This is a genomic window from Streptomyces sp. NPDC111628 (assembly GCF_055635195.1).
In genome coordinates this window covers 813,738-828,372 of the sequence record NZ_JBVKBZ010000001.1, presented here as the reverse complement: position 1 = coordinate 828,372, position 14,635 = coordinate 813,738, and the positions used below count along the sequence as shown (strand labels likewise).

Genomic DNA, 14,635 nt, shown 5'->3' with positions numbered 1-14,635 from the left:
GCACCGCCGCCAGCACCAGCCCCAGCACCAGCCCCGTCACCCCACCCCGAACAGCACCCCCAGCGCCACCGCCCCGGCCACCACCGGCACGAGGATCTCGTACGCCCACCGCACCGTCACCCCGCCCTGCGAGCCCTCGGCCGCCTTCCGCGCCTCCCACAGCTCCCGCAGCTCGTCCATGACCTTGTCGGCCTCGGCCCGCACCGGCCCGTCCGCCCCGACGGCCGAGGACCCGGCACCACCGCCCCGCGAACCGAACTGCCCCATGCCCCCGAGCACGCTCCCGCGCCTGCGCCCACCGGCAACACCGGCGGCCCGCCGGTCCTCCTGCCGCGCGGCCTTCTTGCGCCCCCGCAGCGAGACCGGAATGGACCACAGCTGGAACTTGTCGCCGCCCTCGGTGAAGACCTCGTTCGAGTAGGCGGACCGGAACGACTCGACCTGCGCCCAGGGCAGGACGATCACGCGGAACGGATTGCGTACCCGCATCCGGTCGTCGTTGGCGAAGACGGCGGGCCGCACGGTGTAGGCGGCGACGAGCGGCACGAGGAAGACCAGCGCCGCGAGCGCCTTCCAGCGGGTGTCCCCCTCGCCCGTGACCAGGGCGTCGATGCCGAGCCACAGCGCGAGGGCGAGTACCAGCACGCCTCCGGAGATACCCGCGGGCGAGCGGTAGGCCCGGTCCTTGGACACGGGTCCCGAGGGCTGCGGCGAGGATGACTGGGGCTCCGGGGTGGTCATGCTGCCGATTGTGCCCGACGCCCCGCCCGACGCTCACATGCGGTGCCGGTACATCGGACGAGCCCGCGGGGGCTGTACAGACCGCTACGCGCGTAGATATGCTCCTCTGGTGACCATGCCCACCACTGCACCCGCCGCAAACGGACCCGCACAGGGCCCCGCAAACGGACCCGCACAAGGATTCGCCGACGTCACCGCGTCCGACAGCACCCTGCGCCGTTTCCTCCACGGACTGCCCGGCGTCGACACCGTCGGCCTGGAGGCGCGCGCCGCCGCCCTCGGCACCCGATCCATCAAGACCACCGCGAAGGCGTACGCCCTCGACCTGGCCATCTCGATGGTCGACCTGACGACGCTGGAAGGCGCGGACACCCCGGGCAAGGTCCGGGCGCTCGGCGCGAAGGCGGTCCGCCCCGACCCGACCGACCGCACGGCCCCGGCGACGGCGGCCGTCTGCGTCTACCCCGACATGGTGCCCACCGCCAGGGAAGCCGTCGCCGGCTCCGGCGTGAAGGTCGCCTCGGTCGCCACGGCGTTCCCGGCCGGCCGCGCCTCGCTGGCCGTCAAGCTGGCCGACGTGCGCGAGGCCGTGGCGGCGGGCGCGGACGAGGTCGACATGGTCATCGACCGCGGCGCGTTCCTCGCCGGGCACTACATCAAGGTGTACGACGAGATCACCGCGGTGCGCGAGGCGTGCGGCACATCGGCCCGCCTCAAGGTCATCTTCGAGACCGGCGAGCTGTCGACGTACGACAACATCCGCCGCGCCAGCTGGCTCGGCATGCTGGCGGGCGCGGACTTCATCAAGACCTCGACCGGCAAGGTGGCGGTCAACGCCACGCCGGCCAACACCCTCCTGATGCTGGAGGCGGTCCGCGACTTCCGCGCCCAGACCGGCGTCCAGGTGGGCGTGAAGCCGGCGGGCGGCATCCGCACCGCGAAGGACGCGATCAAGTTCCTGGTCCTGGTCAACGAGACGGCGGGCGAGGACTGGCTGGACAACCACTGGTTCCGCTTCGGCGCCTCCTCGCTGCTGAACGACCTGCTGATGCAGCGCCAGAAGCTGGCCACAGGCCGTTACTCCGGCCCCGACTACGTGACGGTGGACTGATCGACATGGCACCCGCACCCTCATCCGCACCCGCGTTCGAGTACGCACCGGCACCCGAGTCCCGCGCGGTCGTCGACATCGCCCCCTCCTACGGCCTGTTCATCGACGGCGAGTTCTCCGAGGCGGCCGACGGCAAGGTCTTCAAGACGGTCTCCCCCGCCACCGAGGAGGTCCTCTCCGAGGTCGCCGAGGCCGGCGAGGCGGACGTCGACCGCGCCGTGAAGGCCGCCCGCAAGGCCTTCGAGAAGTGGTCGGCGCTCCCAGGCAGCGAGCGTGCGAAGTACCTCTTCCGCATCGCCCGCATCATCCAGGAGCGCAGCCGGGAGCTGGCCGTCCTGGAAACCCTCGACAACGGCAAGCCGATCAGGGAGACCCGCGACGCGGACCTCCCCCTGGTGGCGGCGCACTTCTTCTACTACGCGGGCTGGGCCGACAAGCTCGACCACGCGGGCTACGGCGCCGACCCCCGCCCCCTGGGCGTGGCCGGCCAGGTCATCCCCTGGAACTTCCCCCTCCTGATGCTGGCGTGGAAGATCGCCCCGGCCCTGGCCACCGGCAACACGGTGGTCCTGAAGCCCGCCGAGACGACCCCCCTCTCCGCCCTGTTCTTCGCGGACATCTGCCGCCAGGCCGGTCTCCCCAAGGGCGTCGTCAACATCATCACCGGCGACGGCCGCGCGGGGGCGGCGCTCACCGCGCACCCCGACGTGAACAAGGTCGCCTTCACGGGCTCCACGGCGGTCGGCAAGCAGATCGCGCGCACGGTCGCGGGCACCCGCAAGAAGCTCACCCTCGAACTGGGCGGCAAGGGCGCCAACATCGTCTTCGACGACGCCCCGATCGACCAGGCCGTAGAGGGCATCGTCAACGGCATCTTCTTCAACCAGGGCCAGGTCTGCTGCGCGGGCTCCCGCCTCCTGGTCCAGGAGTCGATCCACGACGAGCTGCTGGACTCCCTGAAGCGCAGGCTCACCACCCTCCGCCTGGGCGACCCGCTGGACAAGAACACGGACATCGGCGCGATCAACTCCGCCGAGCAGCTGGCCCGTATCTCCGCCCTCGCCGACCAGGGCGAGGCGGAGGGCGCCGAGCGCTGGTCCCCGGCCTGCGAACTGCCCTCCTCCGGCTACTGGTTCGCCCCGACGCTGTTCACGAACGTCACCCAGGCGCACACGGTCGCCCGCGACGAGATCTTCGGCCCGGTCCTGTCCGTCCTCACCTTCCGCACGCCGGACGAGGCGGTCGCCAAGGCCAACAACACGCCGTACGGCCTGTCGGCGGGCATCTGGACGGAGAAGGGCTCGCGCATCCTGGCGGTCGCGAACAAGCTCCGTGCCGGTGTGATCTGGTCCAACACGTTCAACAAGTTCGACCCGACGTCGCCGTTCGGCGGCTACAAGGAGTCGGGCTTCGGCCGCGAGGGCGGCCGCCACGGCCTGGAGGCGTACCTCGATGTCTGAGCGACTCAGTGTCTTCAAGACCTACAAGCTGTACGTCGGCGGGAAGTTCCCGCGTTCCGAGAGCGGCCGAGTGTACGAGGTGACAGACGCGAAGTCCAGGTGGCTGGCGAACGCCCCTCTCTCCTCCCGCAAGGACGCCCGTGACGCGGTGGTCGCCGCGCGCAAGGCGTTCGGCGGCTGGTCCGGCGCGACGGCGTACAACCGCGGGCAGATCCTCTACCGCGTCGCAGAGATGCTGGAGGGCCGCCGCGACCAGTACGTCGCGGAGGTCGCCGACGCGGAGGGCCTGTCGAAGGCGAAGGCGGCGGCGCAGGTGGACGCCGCGATCGACCGCTGGGTCTGGTACGCGGGCTGGACCGACAAGATCGCCCAGGTGGTCGGCGGCGGCAACCCGGTCGCGGGCCCCTTCTTCAACCTGTCCTCCCCGGAGCCGACCGGCGTCGTAGCCGTCCTGGCCCCGCAGGAGTCGTCGCTCCTCGGCCTCGTGTCGGTGATCGCCCCGGTCATCGCGACCGGCAACACGGCGGTCGTGGTGGCCTCGGAGAAGTCCCCCCTCCCCGCCCTCTCCCTGGGCGAGGTCCTGGCCACCTCCGACCTCCCCGGCGGCGTGGTCAACATCCTCTCCGGCCGCACGGCGGAGATCGCCACCCCCCTCGCCTCCCACCAGGACGTCAACGCGATCGACCTCGCGGGCGCGGACGAGGAGCTGGCGAAGGAGCTGGAGATCGCGGCGGCGGACAACCTCAAGCGAGTCCTGCGTCCACAGCCTGTGGACGACGCGAACACCGACTGGACCACGACCCCGGGCACGGACCGCATGACGGCGTTCCTGGAGACGAAGACGGTCTGGCACCCGACGGGCGCGCTGGGCGCGTCGGGCTCGTCCTACTGACCGACGCCGACGGGCCGCGGCTCCTCCCCGTCCGGAGGAGCCGCGGTCTTCACTCGGCCGAGCGCGGCCTCAGGCCGAGCACGGCCTCAGCTCCGGCCGGCTCGGCGCGGTCTTCCGTCCCGTCAGCGGGGACAGGTCTTTCATGTACATTTCCGCCCACTCCTTCCCGGCCAGGATCTCCTGGAGCCCCGAGCACACCTTGCTCTTCAGGAGAGGGTCGTCCTTCCGCATGGCCACCCCGTAGGGTTCCGTGCCCGCGCCGCTGGGCAGCAGTTTCAGATGCGCCGGGTCGTTCTGGGCGTACCCGGCGAGAAGTACGTCGTCCGAGGCGACCGCGTACACGCTCGAGCGCTTGTCCAGCAGTCTTTCCACGCACTCCTTGTAGGTGTCGGGCTGCCACTTCCCCGTGGTGTACCCGTCCTCCTTCAGCTTGTCCGCGTACGTGGAGTCCCGCGCCGTGCACACCTCGACGTGGTTCCGCTTCACGTCGACGGCCTCGTCGAGGTCGTACTTCGCGGAGTTCTTGCGGACGAGAAGGCTGCTGCCCGCCTTGTAGTAGGGCCCGACGAAGTTGATGCCGTCCTGCTTCTCGCGCTCGGGCGTCATGCTGTACGAGGCGACGACCAGGTCCACTTCCCCGTTCTTCAGCTTGCTGGCCCGGTTGGCCGTGGTCACCCCGTAGAAGTCCACCTGCTCCTTGTCGTAGCCCAGTCTGTCCGCGAGGGCATAGGCGATGTCGACGTCGAACCCGCTCCACACGTCGGTGTCCTTGTTGTAGAAGCTCAGCCCGGGCTGATCCTCCTTGGCACCGATCGTCAGCCGCTTCCTGGCGCTCTTCCACTGCTCCCACGCCTGCTCCGCGTCGCCCCCGGCGGATCCCGCTCCCTGCTGCCCGGAGGCGTCGTCCCGCTCGCCCCCGGTCTCGCCCCGGGAGACGAGCCAGCCGCCACCGGCCAGCAGTACGACACACGCCGCGGCGGCCGCCGCCTTCCAGCCCGACCACCGCCCACGACCGCCGCCCGACGCCACCGGCGACGACTCGGAGGAGACGGCCCCGGAGGGGACGGCCCCGGAGGCGGGCGCGACGGGCGCCGGTGCGGTCACCGCGGGCCCCGAGGCAGGGGGCGTGGGCCGGGCCGTGGGCGGGTGTGCGGGTGTGGCGGCCCCGGCGGGGGTCGGCGTGCCGGGGTCCGCGAGGACGTCCCGGAGCATCTCCTCCGCCGTGGCCGCGTCCAGGCGCCGGTCCGTGTCCGTCGTCAACAGCCCCTGGACGACCGGGCCGAGGGGACCGGCGTACCGCAGGACGGGGTCGGGCGACTGCTGGATGCTCGCCTGCACCTCCCAGACCTCGTTGCCGCCGAAGGGCAGGCGTCCCTCGACCATCTCGTACAGGGTGACACCCAGGGCCCACAGGTCGGAGGCGGACGTGGGGCCGTGGGCGGCGGGGGCGAAGAGTTCGGGCGCCAGGTAGGGGGGCGTGCCGATGACGCCGCCGTGCCGGGTCACCCGGTCCGCGCCCTCGAAGGTGGCGATGCCGAAGTCCACCAGGACCACCTGGCCGCCGTCCCGCACCAGGACGTTGCCCGGCTTGACGTCGCGGTGCAGGACCGACGCCTCGTGGACCGCCCGCAGGCCCTGGGCCATCTGGAGGCCGATCTCCGCGGCCCTGGGCACGCCTAGGACCCGGTCGCGGCTCAGCAGGTCGGCCAGCGACTGCCCTTCCAGCAGCTTCATCACGATCCAGACCTGGTCGGCGGTCTCGATCTGGTCGTGGACCGTCACCACGTTCTGGTGCTCGATCTTGGCGAGCGCCTCCGCCTCCCGGCGGGCCCGCTGCATCGCGGCCTTCTGCGTGTCCGGGGTCATGGCCCTGCGGTCGAGAAGACCCTTCACGGCGACGAACCGGCGCAGCCGCCGGTCGTGGGCCTTCCAGACCTCCCCCATGCCGCCGCTGCCGATGGGCTCCAGCAACTCGTAGCGGCCCTCGATCACCGTATGGGGGACGGAAGGACCGCCGTGGGAGGAGAACTGGTCGGCCGGCCGCCGATCCTCGGGCTGCCCGTCAGTGCCGCCGTCAGCCCCGTTGTATCCGTCGTCGTTGTGCACCCCGGCCCCCTTGCACCTCTTGCGCGAAACGTGGATCACCACAGATTAGACGGCCGCCCCGCGCAGCCCGCGTGACGATGGGGCAGCGCGAACCGGCGCTCGCGGCAACAGGGACGGGCCGCGACCTCCTTCTCGGAGGAATCGCGGCCCGACGTACGCGGACTGCCTCAGCGCAGCAGCTCCGTCACCTGCCCCAGCACCGGCACGCTGCCGAGGGACTGGGCCTGGGCGACCGGGCCGGTCAGGGCCGTCGAGGTCAGCGGCTGGAAGTCGGCGACCTTCGTGCCGACGCCGTTGTCCAGCGGGTCGACGCCGGTGCCGGCCAGCGGGTTGGGCTTCAGGTCGGCGACCGGGCCGGTGACATGGCCGACGGTGCCGGTCACGGCCGCCAGGCCCGCCTGCGGGTCGATGTTGCCCAGGGACGTGGGGCGGGTGTGCGCCAGACCGGCGATGGTCTCGCCGCTGTCCGCGGAGGCCGTCGCCGCTCCTGCGGCCAGGGCGGCACCGGCGGTCGCGAGGGCGACCAGGGCGCGCTGTGCGTGCGGGGTGCGGGGGGACGCGTGTCGGGCCATCGCTGCTGCCACCTCTTGGTGTGGATTGCTACGGACTGCCCTGACAACAGCGCACACCGTGATCAGGTCACCGCGCAGCGCAATCGAAATGTGACGCGTGCGGCAAAGTCCACCCGCGGGGTCGTACGGCGGCCGTCGGATGCCTCAGACTGGTGTCCCGTGAGCTCCCATCCACCCATACCGACGCGAGTCGTGCTGCTCTGCGGCCCCTCCGGCTCCGGCAAGTCCCTCCTCGCCGCGCACTCCGGCCTCCCGGTGCTGCGCCTCGACGACTTCTACAAGGAGGGCACCGACCCGACGCTGCCGACGGTGCCCCTCAGCTCCGACATCGACTGGGACCACCCGGCGTCGTGGGACGCGGACGCGGCGGTCGCCGCCATCCGGGAGCTGTGCCGCACGGGACGTACCGACGTGCCCGTCTACGACATCTCGCTGAGCGCCCGCACCGGCGAGGAGAGCGTAGACATCGGACGGACGCCGCTGTTCCTCGCGGAGGGCGTCTTCGCCGCGGAACTGGTGGAGCACTGCCGGGAACTGGGCGTGCTGGCCGACGCGCTGTGCCTGAGCCGGGGCCCGCTGACGACCTTCCGCCGCCGGTTCCTGCGGGATCTGCGCGAGGGCCGCAAGTCCGTGCCGTTCCTGCTCCGCAGAGGCTGGCGGCTGATGCGTCTTGAGCGGTCGGTCATCGCCCGGCAGACGGCCCTGGGCGCCCACGCCTGCGACCGGGACGAGGCGATGGGCCGGCTGGCGGCCGCGGCGGCGGGGCGGTGCGCCACCAGCCGTACGGCCGCGTAACGCCTGGCCCCCGCATGCGGAAGCGGGACTGGACGGACCCCCCGGCCCTCCAGTCCCGCTCCCTTTCCGCCCCCGTGGATCCCCCGTGATCCCCGTCCCCCGTGTCCCCCGTTGTTCCCCCGTGGTGCTTCCCCGTGAGTAAGAGCCCGGGTCCCTCCCCCTGATACACCCCGGCTCGAAACTTTTTTCACGGGGCCCCGCCCCTCGGGCCGGTCCCCCCGGCCCGTACCTTCAGGCGACCAGTTCGCCGAAGGCGTCCTCCTGGTCACGGCCGAAGCTGAGGACCTCGTCCTCGCGCAGCCGGCGCAGCGAGCGCCAGATGCTGGACTTCACCGTGCCCACGCTGATGTCGAGGATGTCCGCGATCTCCGGGTCCGTACGGCCCTCGTAGTAGCGCAGGACCAGCATGGTGCGCTGGAGTTCGGGCAGCCGGGCGAGCGCCTGCCACAGGACGGTGCGCAGCTCGGTGCCGCGCATCGCGTCCATGTCGCCGGGCGTCTCCGGCAGTTCCTCGGTCGGGTACTCGTTGAGCTTGCGGCGCCGCCAGGCGCTGATGTGCAGGTTGGTCATGGTGCGGCGGAGGTATCCGCCGACCGCCGCCTTGTCACTGATCCGGTCCCACGCCCGGTAGGTCGAGAACAGGGCGCTCTGCAGCAGGTCCTCGGCCTCGAAGCGGTCGCCGGTGAGGTGGTAGGCGGTCGCGTACAGGGAGGAGCGGCGCTCCTGGACGTAGGCGGTGAACTCCGCCTCCGACAGGGAGCGGCGCTCCCCCCGGTCCCCCGTGTTCCCCGTTTCCCCCGTGTTCGCGTCAACCACCGTCATGTACGCGGTGTGCTGACGCCCGGTGCCGCGAGCGCACCCCCGCCCGCTCACGGCACCGGACTTCTCGGAACCCCGGTGTGCGTGCACGTCGTGCAGACGCGTGACCACTGCGCTGGTGTTGGTGCCCTTCAGCGTGTTCATCTCGCGCCCCCCGTCGTGGACTGCCGGTTGCCTGTGACGAAGAGCTTGCCCCGGTGACTTCATGGCCGTGTCCGCCGACTGTCACAGAGCTGTCACAGGGGTCCGTCACCGCTGCACCACCCTTCCTTCACAGGGTCCGGCGGCGTCGTGGGGCCCCAACCGCACCCGCAGGTCGAACACCGGCCCCCTCATGGGCCAGAATGAGCGCGTGCCTTCCCTGTTGCTGATCGAGGACGACGACGCCATCCGTACGGCCCTGGAGCTCTCCCTGACCCGCCAGGGCCACCGGGTGGCCACCGCTGCCAGTGGTGAGGACGGTCTGAAGCTGTTGCGAGAGCAGCGGCCGGACCTGATCGTGCTGGACGTGATGCTGCCCGGCATCGACGGTTTCGAGGTGTGCCGTCGCATCCGGCGCACCGACCAGCTGCCGATCATCCTGCTGACCGCGCGCAACGACGACATCGACGTGGTCGTCGGTCTCGAGTCGGGCGCCGACGACTACGTCGTCAAACCCGTCCAGGGCCGGGTCCTCGACGCCCGGATCCGGGCCGTGCTGCGGCGCGGGGAGCGGGAGTCGACCGACTCGGCGAGCTTCGGCAGCCTGGTCATCGACCGTTCGGCGATGACCGTGACGAAGAACGGCGAGGACCTCCAGCTGACGCCCACCGAGCTGCGGCTGCTGCTGGAGCTGAGCCGGCGGCCGGGGCAGGCGCTGTCCCGGCAGCAGTTGCTGCGGCTGGTGTGGGAGCACGACTACCTCGGCGACTCCCGGCTGGTGGACGCGTGCGTGCAGCGGCTGCGCGCCAAGGTCGAGGACGTGCCGTCGTCCCCGACCCTGATCCGTACCGTGCGGGGTGTCGGCTACCGGCTGGATCCGCCTCAGTGACACGGGAACACCAGGGGGGTACCCGCGGCCTGGCCGCGGCGCGCAAGGGATTCTGGTCCGGGCTGCGCTTCACCAGCCTGCGCCTGAGGCTGGTCCTCGTCTTCGGCCTGGTCGCGCTCACCGCCGCCGTGTCCGCGTCCGGCATCGCGTACTGGCTGAACCGGGAGGCGGTGCTCACCCGTACCCAGGACGCCGTGCTGCGGGACTTCGAGCAGGAGATGCAGAACCGGGCGGGCGCGCTGCCCGAGCACCCCACGCAGGACGAGGTGCAGCACACGGCGGGACAGATGGCCAACAGCAGCCAGCGGTTCTCCGTGCTGCTGGTCGCGGAGAACGCCGACGGCACGGCCGTGTACGGCAGTTCCGGCGGCCTGGGCGGCTTCGCGCTGTCCGACGTGCCCGAGTCGCTGCGCACGGCCGTGACCAAGGAGCAGAAGGTCACTTCGGCCAACAAGCACCCGTACCACCTGTACTGGCAGCGGATCACCGACGACGGCACCCCGTACCTGGTGGCCGGCACGAAGGTGATCGGCGGCGGGCCGACCGGCTACATGCTCAAGTCGCTGGAACCGGAGGCGAAGGACCTGAACTCGCTCGCCTGGTCGCTGGGGATCGCCACCGCACTCGCCCTGCTGGGTTCCGCACTGCTCGCGCAGGCCCTGGCGACGACCGTGCTGAAGCCCGTGCACCGGCTCGGGGTCGCGGCGCGGCGGCTGGGCGAGGGGAAGCTGGACACCCGGCTGCGGGTGTCCGGCACCGACGAACTGGCCGACCTGTCCCGGACGTTCAACAGCGCCGCCGAGAACCTGGAGAAGCGGGTCGCGGACATGGCGGGCCGGGAGCAGGCCTCCCGGCGCTTCGTCGCGGACATGAGCCACGAGCTGCGTACCCCGCTGACGGCGCTCACCGCGGTGACGGAAGTGCTGGAGGAGGAGCTGGAGTACGCGGGCGAGGGCGAGGGAGAGGGCGGGAGTTTCGACCCGATGGTCGAGCCCGCCGTGCGGCTGGTCGTGAGCGAGACGCGGCGGCTGAACGACCTGGTGGAGAACCTGATGGAGGTCACCCGCTTCGACGCGGGCACCGCCCGGCTGGTCCTGGACGACGTCGACGTCGCCGACCAGATCACCGCCTGCATCGACGCCCGGGCCTGGCTGGACGCCGTGGACCTGGACGCCGAGCGCGGCGTCCACGCCCGCCTCGACCCGCGCCGCCTCGACGTCATCCTCGCCAACCTGATCGGCAACGCGCTCAAGCACGGCGGGTCGCCGGTCAGGGTGTCCGTGGCGCGGGCGGACGACGAGATCGTCATCCGGGTGCGGGACAACGGTTCCGGCATCCCCGAGGACGTCCTGCCGCACGTCTTCGACCGTTTCTACAAGGCGAGCGCCTCCCGGCCGCGCTCCGAGGGCAGCGGGCTCGGCCTGTCCATCGCCCTGGAGAACGCGCACATCCACGGCGGTGAGATCACCGCGGAGAACGCCCCGGAGGGCGGTGCGGTGTTCACCCTGCGGCTGCCGCAGGACCCGTCGCCGCCCGTGGACGAGGACGACGGGGCCGGCGGGGCCGACGAGGAGACCGACGACCGGGGCAAGGACGCGAAGGGACAGGTCTGATGACCGTACGCCGTCTGCCGGCCCTCTCCGGGCTCGCGGTACTGGCCGTGCTGCTGACCGGGTGCGGCATCCGCGCCACCGAGGTGCCCACGGACTACGGTCCCGCGCCGTCGCGGGTGCGCTGCTCGCTCGCCGAGCCGGACGTGTCGACGCGGACCACGCCCGGACTGCCGGCGCAGGTGTTCCTGCTGTGCGGCTCGTCGCTGGTGGCCGTGGACCGCACGGTGCGGGTGCCGGACGGCGCCTCGGACTCGGGGCGGCGCGTGCTGGTGGCCCAGGGGCTGCTGGACGAGCTGGCGGCACAGCCGTCGGCCGCGGAGAAGGAGGCCGGTTACACGTCGGACGTGCGCCGCGGGATCACGGTGACGGGACCGCGTTCCGGCGATCCCGAGGACACGCTGCGGCTGAGTACCGCTCCGGACGACCTGACCTCGTACGCGCTCGCGCAGGTGGTGTGCACCTTCTCCGACTCCGCCGCGGCCGAGGGCGACGGTTCGGTGATCCTGGCCGGGCCCGCCGACCGGTCCGCCCGCCGCTACTCCTGCACGGACGAGGTCCGGGCCCGGCCGGGCAGCAACGAACCGCCCGCCGACGAGGTCACGGGCGGCTGACGGGCCGCACCGCGGGGCACCGGGCGGGTGCCCCGCGAAGGCCCTGCGGGGGCCATGTGGCGCAAGCCTCACCCTTGCGTGTAGGAGCCCGGAACCGCGCACGGCGGGGGGCGCGTCTAGGGGGACGTGCAGCGTCATGGGTTCCTCGGCGGCAGCGCCGCGCTCCGCATCCGTGTGACAGGAAGTGTTCTCCTGGTCGCACATCTCGCGTTCGTCGCCTGGTACGCGCTGCGGCCGCTGGACGTCCCCTGGGTACTGCCACCCAACCTGGAGCCGTTCGCCGGTATCCGCGCCGACCTGGCGCTGGGCGGGCGCGCGGCGGCCCGTTCGCTCGGCGGGTCGCTGGCCCTGCTGGCACCGCTCGGCGCCCTGCTGCCGTTGGCCGGCGGGCGGCTGCACGTCTCGCCGCTGGCGTCCCTGCTGCGCACCACGGCCGCGGCCGCCCTGCTGTCGGTGGGCATCGAGCTGCTGCAGACCGGGGTGCCCGGTCAGGTCGTCGACATCGACTCGGTGCTGCTGAACACGGTGGGCGTGGCCCTCGCGCACCTCGCCGTCGTCCCGGCGGGCCGGGCCCGGCTCCGCCGCTGGTACCGGCAGGACGGACGGGAGGGCGTCCTCCAGGAGGAGCCCGCTCAGGGTCGGACCCCGACGATTCCCAGGGTCGGTATCGCCCCGTAGAGCGACGCTTTGTGCGGTTCGTCTCCGTAGCGTGGAGGGCAGATGAAGGGGAAGCCGGAGGGCAGCCCCACCGACACGCTCACGAAGGAGCCGCGATGTCCAGCCTCGCCCGCCCCACCCACGGCCGCATGATCGGCGGAGTGTGCGCCGCGCTGGCCCGGCGCTTCGGCACCTCGGCCGGCACGATGCGGGTGATCTTCCTGGTCTCCTGCCTGCTGCCCGGCCCGCAGTTCCTGCTCTACCTGGCCCTGTGGATCCTGCTCCCGTCCGAGGAGAAGGCCGCCCGTACGGCCTGGTGAAAGACGTACCACCCCCTCTGGTACACCGATGGGGCGCACCCGGCGACCGGGTGCGCCCCTTCGGCGCGTACGGGGGGGGGGGGCGGTGGTGCTCAGCCGCCCAGCGGGAGGCCGTTGACCGGCAGGCCCTGGGTGGGCAGCCCCTGCAGCGGCACACCGCCGAGCAGCTTGGCGACCGGCTCGGTCGGGCCCTCGGCGAGCTGCTCGGCGACCACCTGCTCGACCACCGGCTGCGCGACGGTCAGGCCGGTGTGGGAGATCTTGCGGCCCTGCTCCAGCACGTTGCCCGCGCCGGGCGCCACCTGGGAGACGGTCTCGGCGGGGAGGGTGCGGGCGACGGAGTCCACCGTCTGCGCGGTGTCCGGGAGCTCGGGGGCCGCGGTGGCCGCGCCCGCGCCGGCGGCGGCGAAGGCGGCGCCGAGGGCGGCGACACCGAGGGTCTTGGCAGCAGACTGCTTCATGAAGATGAGTCCTCGTAATGGGGTGACGGGGATGTGAGCGGTCCTTGACCGTAAACACGCCCCGCCCCCGGCGGCAAACATCGAAATGCGGACGGATGGTGAATGCCCGTCCGCGTTTCCGTATTACCGTCGTCCCGCACTCAGCCGTCGGATTCCGAAGAACCGCTGGTCGAAGCCGTCTGCTGGAACAGCCATTCGGACTTCAGCTCGGCATATCCGGGCTTGATGACGTCATTGATCATGGCCAGTCGTTCATCGAAAGGAATGAACGCTGATTTCATCGCATTGACGGAGAACCACTGCATGTCGTCGAGCGTGCAGCCGAACGCCTCGACCAGGTGCTCGAATTCCCGGCTCATGCTGGTGTGGGACATGAGCCGGTTGTCGGTGTTGACGGTGGCCCGGAAGTGGAGCCGGCGCAGCAGCCCGATCGGGTGCTCGGCGTAGGAGTCGGCGGCGCCGGTCTGGAGGTTGGAGCTGGGGCACAGCTCCAGCGGGATCCGCTTGTCCCGGACGTAGGAGGCGAGCCGTCCGAGCTTGACCGAGCCGTCCTCGTGAACCTGGATGTCGTCGATGATGCGCACTCCGTGCCCGAGCCGGTCGGCGCCGCACCACTGCAGGGCCTGCCAGATGGAGGGCAGCCCGAAGGCCTCGCCGGCGTGGATCGTGAAGTGGTTGTTCTCCCGCTTCAGGTACTCGAAGGCGTCCAGGTGCCGGGTGGGCGGGTAGCCGGCCTCGGCGCCGGCGATGTCGAAGCCGACGACGCCGAGGTCGCGGTAGCGGTTGGCCAGTTCGGCGATCTCCAGGGAGCGGGCGGCGTGCCGCATGGCGGTCAGCAGGGCGCCGACCCGGATGCGGTGGCCGTGGTCCCGGGCGCGCCGCTCGCCCTCCCGGAAGCCCTCGTTGACGGCCTCGACGACCTCTTCGAGGGTCAGCCCCTTCTCCAGGTGCTGCTCGGGGGCGTACCGCACCTCGGCGTAGACGACGCCGTCCTCGGCGAGGTCCTCCGCGCACTCGGCGGCGACCCGGACCAGGGCGTCGCGGGTCTGCATGACGCCGACGGTGTGGGAGAAGGTCTCCAGGTACCGCTCCAGGGATCCGGAGTCGGCGGCCTGCCGGAACCAGGTGCCGAGCAGGTCGGCGTCGGTCTCGGGAAGGCCGTCGTAGCCCGTCTCGCGGGCGAGTTCGACGACGGTGCCCGGCCGCAGCCCGCCGTCGAGGTGGTCGTGCAGCAGGACCTTCGGCGCCCGGCGGATCCGGTCCGGCGACGGGGTCTTCGAGACCGTCGCGGTGTTCGCCGCGGCGCTCTTCTCGGTGCTCTGGCTCGTCATTTGCGCACTCTAACTCCTACGCGCGTAGAACGCCGGGCGAATACCGGGACCCGATGCGGTGTACGGACTCCTCGATATGTAACGGTGACCGCGCGGACGGGTTCCGTACACCCGGT

The 14,635-nt window shown here is 71.7% G+C and carries 15 protein-coding genes; 9 read left to right on the top strand and 6 right to left on the bottom strand.

Annotated elements, in window-relative coordinates:
* Nucleotides 1–36: 36 nt before the first annotated feature.
* Nucleotides 37–741, bottom strand: a complete 705-nt coding sequence (locus tag ACZ7MF_RS04165; protein ID WP_471474378.1) for a PH domain-containing protein — start codon at nucleotides 739–741, stop codon at nucleotides 37–39.
* A gap of 115 nt (nucleotides 742–856) precedes the next feature.
* Here ACZ7MF_RS04165 and deoC point away from each other — a divergent pair, with 115 nt between their 5' ends.
* Genes deoC through ACZ7MF_RS04150 form a run of 3 tightly spaced genes read left to right on the top strand, consistent with a single transcriptional unit; the run spans nucleotide 857 to nucleotide 4,204 of the window.
* Nucleotides 857–1,852, top strand: coding sequence for a deoxyribose-phosphate aldolase (deoC, locus tag ACZ7MF_RS04160; protein WP_471474376.1), 996 nt, complete (start codon nucleotides 857–859; stop codon nucleotides 1,850–1,852).
* Between the two features lie 5 nt (nucleotides 1,853–1,857).
* Nucleotides 1,858–3,312, top strand: a complete 1,455-nt coding sequence (locus tag ACZ7MF_RS04155) for an aldehyde dehydrogenase family protein (protein WP_471474375.1) — start codon at nucleotides 1,858–1,860, stop codon at nucleotides 3,310–3,312.
* Nucleotides 3,305–4,204, top strand: a complete 900-nt coding sequence (locus tag ACZ7MF_RS04150; protein WP_471474374.1) for an aldehyde dehydrogenase family protein — start codon at nucleotides 3,305–3,307, stop codon at nucleotides 4,202–4,204. The genes ACZ7MF_RS04155 and ACZ7MF_RS04150 overlap by 8 nt, the downstream gene beginning before the upstream one ends.
* 69 nt (nucleotides 4,205–4,273) lie before the next feature.
* On the opposite strand, the gene ACZ7MF_RS04145 is transcribed toward ACZ7MF_RS04150, so the two are convergent.
* On the bottom strand, nucleotides 4,274–6,310 hold the full coding sequence (locus ACZ7MF_RS04145) for a bifunctional serine/threonine-protein kinase/glutamate ABC transporter substrate-binding protein (RefSeq protein ID WP_471474372.1): 2,037 nt from the start codon (nucleotides 6,308–6,310) through the stop codon (nucleotides 4,274–4,276).
* Nucleotides 6,311–6,477: 167 nt separating this feature from the next.
* A complete protein-coding gene (locus ACZ7MF_RS04140; RefSeq protein ID WP_471474371.1) occupies nucleotides 6,478–6,882 on the bottom strand; it encodes a hypothetical protein in 405 nt (134 codons plus the stop codon).
* Between the two features lie 192 nt (nucleotides 6,883–7,074).
* On the opposite strand from ACZ7MF_RS04140, the gene ACZ7MF_RS04135 reads away from it, so the two are divergent.
* A complete protein-coding gene (locus ACZ7MF_RS04135; protein ID WP_471475186.1) occupies nucleotides 7,075–7,677 on the top strand; it encodes a uridine kinase in 603 nt (200 codons plus the stop codon).
* Nucleotides 7,678–7,908: 231 nt separating this feature from the next.
* Here the strand turns inward: ACZ7MF_RS04135 and ACZ7MF_RS04130 are convergent, their stop codons facing one another.
* Nucleotides 7,909–8,640, bottom strand: coding sequence for a SigE family RNA polymerase sigma factor (locus ACZ7MF_RS04130; RefSeq protein ID WP_356860279.1), 732 nt, complete (start codon nucleotides 8,638–8,640; stop codon nucleotides 7,909–7,911).
* Between the two features lie 208 nt (nucleotides 8,641–8,848).
* Here ACZ7MF_RS04130 and afsQ1 point away from each other — a divergent pair, with 208 nt between their 5' ends.
* From afsQ1 to ACZ7MF_RS04105, 5 genes are all read left to right on the top strand, one after another.
* The gene (gene afsQ1 / locus ACZ7MF_RS04125; RefSeq protein WP_003974066.1) at nucleotides 8,849–9,526 is read left to right on the top strand and encodes a two-component system response regulator AfsQ1; all 678 of its coding nucleotides are present in this window, start codon (nucleotides 8,849–8,851) and stop codon (nucleotides 9,524–9,526) included.
* Nucleotides 9,523–11,139: a two-component system sensor histidine kinase AfsQ2 gene (gene afsQ2, locus ACZ7MF_RS04120; RefSeq protein WP_471474370.1), complete on the top strand. Its 1,617-nt coding sequence runs from the start codon at nucleotides 9,523–9,525 to the stop codon at nucleotides 11,137–11,139. Before afsQ1 ends, afsQ2 begins: the two co-directional genes overlap by 4 nt.
* Nucleotides 11,139–11,750 (top strand): hypothetical protein, encoded by a 612-nt coding sequence (locus tag ACZ7MF_RS04115; protein ID WP_471474368.1) that lies wholly within the window; start codon nucleotides 11,139–11,141, stop codon nucleotides 11,748–11,750. Before afsQ2 ends, ACZ7MF_RS04115 begins: the two co-directional genes overlap by 1 nt.
* A 126-nt stretch (nucleotides 11,751–11,876) precedes the next feature.
* Nucleotides 11,877–12,428: a VanZ family protein gene (locus ACZ7MF_RS04110; RefSeq protein ID WP_471474367.1), complete on the top strand. Its 552-nt coding sequence runs from the start codon at nucleotides 11,877–11,879 to the stop codon at nucleotides 12,426–12,428.
* A 95-nt stretch (nucleotides 12,429–12,523) separates the two neighbouring features.
* Complete coding sequence (locus ACZ7MF_RS04105; protein ID WP_003974070.1) at nucleotides 12,524–12,727, top strand: PspC domain-containing protein; 204 nt, start codon at nucleotides 12,524–12,526, stop codon at nucleotides 12,725–12,727.
* Nucleotides 12,728–12,819: 92 nt separating this feature from the next.
* Here ACZ7MF_RS04105 and ACZ7MF_RS04100 read toward each other — a convergent pair whose 3' ends face one another.
* Together ACZ7MF_RS04100 and ACZ7MF_RS04095 are read right to left on the bottom strand one after the other, a co-directional pair.
* Nucleotides 12,820–13,188 (bottom strand): ATP-binding protein, encoded by a 369-nt coding sequence (locus tag ACZ7MF_RS04100; protein ID WP_356860269.1) that lies wholly within the window; start codon nucleotides 13,186–13,188, stop codon nucleotides 12,820–12,822.
* Nucleotides 13,189–13,328: 140 nt separating this feature from the next.
* Nucleotides 13,329–14,519 carry an adenosine deaminase gene (locus ACZ7MF_RS04095; protein ID WP_471474366.1) on the bottom strand — a complete coding sequence of 397 codons (1,191 nt, stop codon included), beginning with the start codon at nucleotides 14,517–14,519 and terminating at the stop codon, nucleotides 13,329–13,331.
* Nucleotides 14,520–14,635 lie beyond the last annotated feature (116 nt).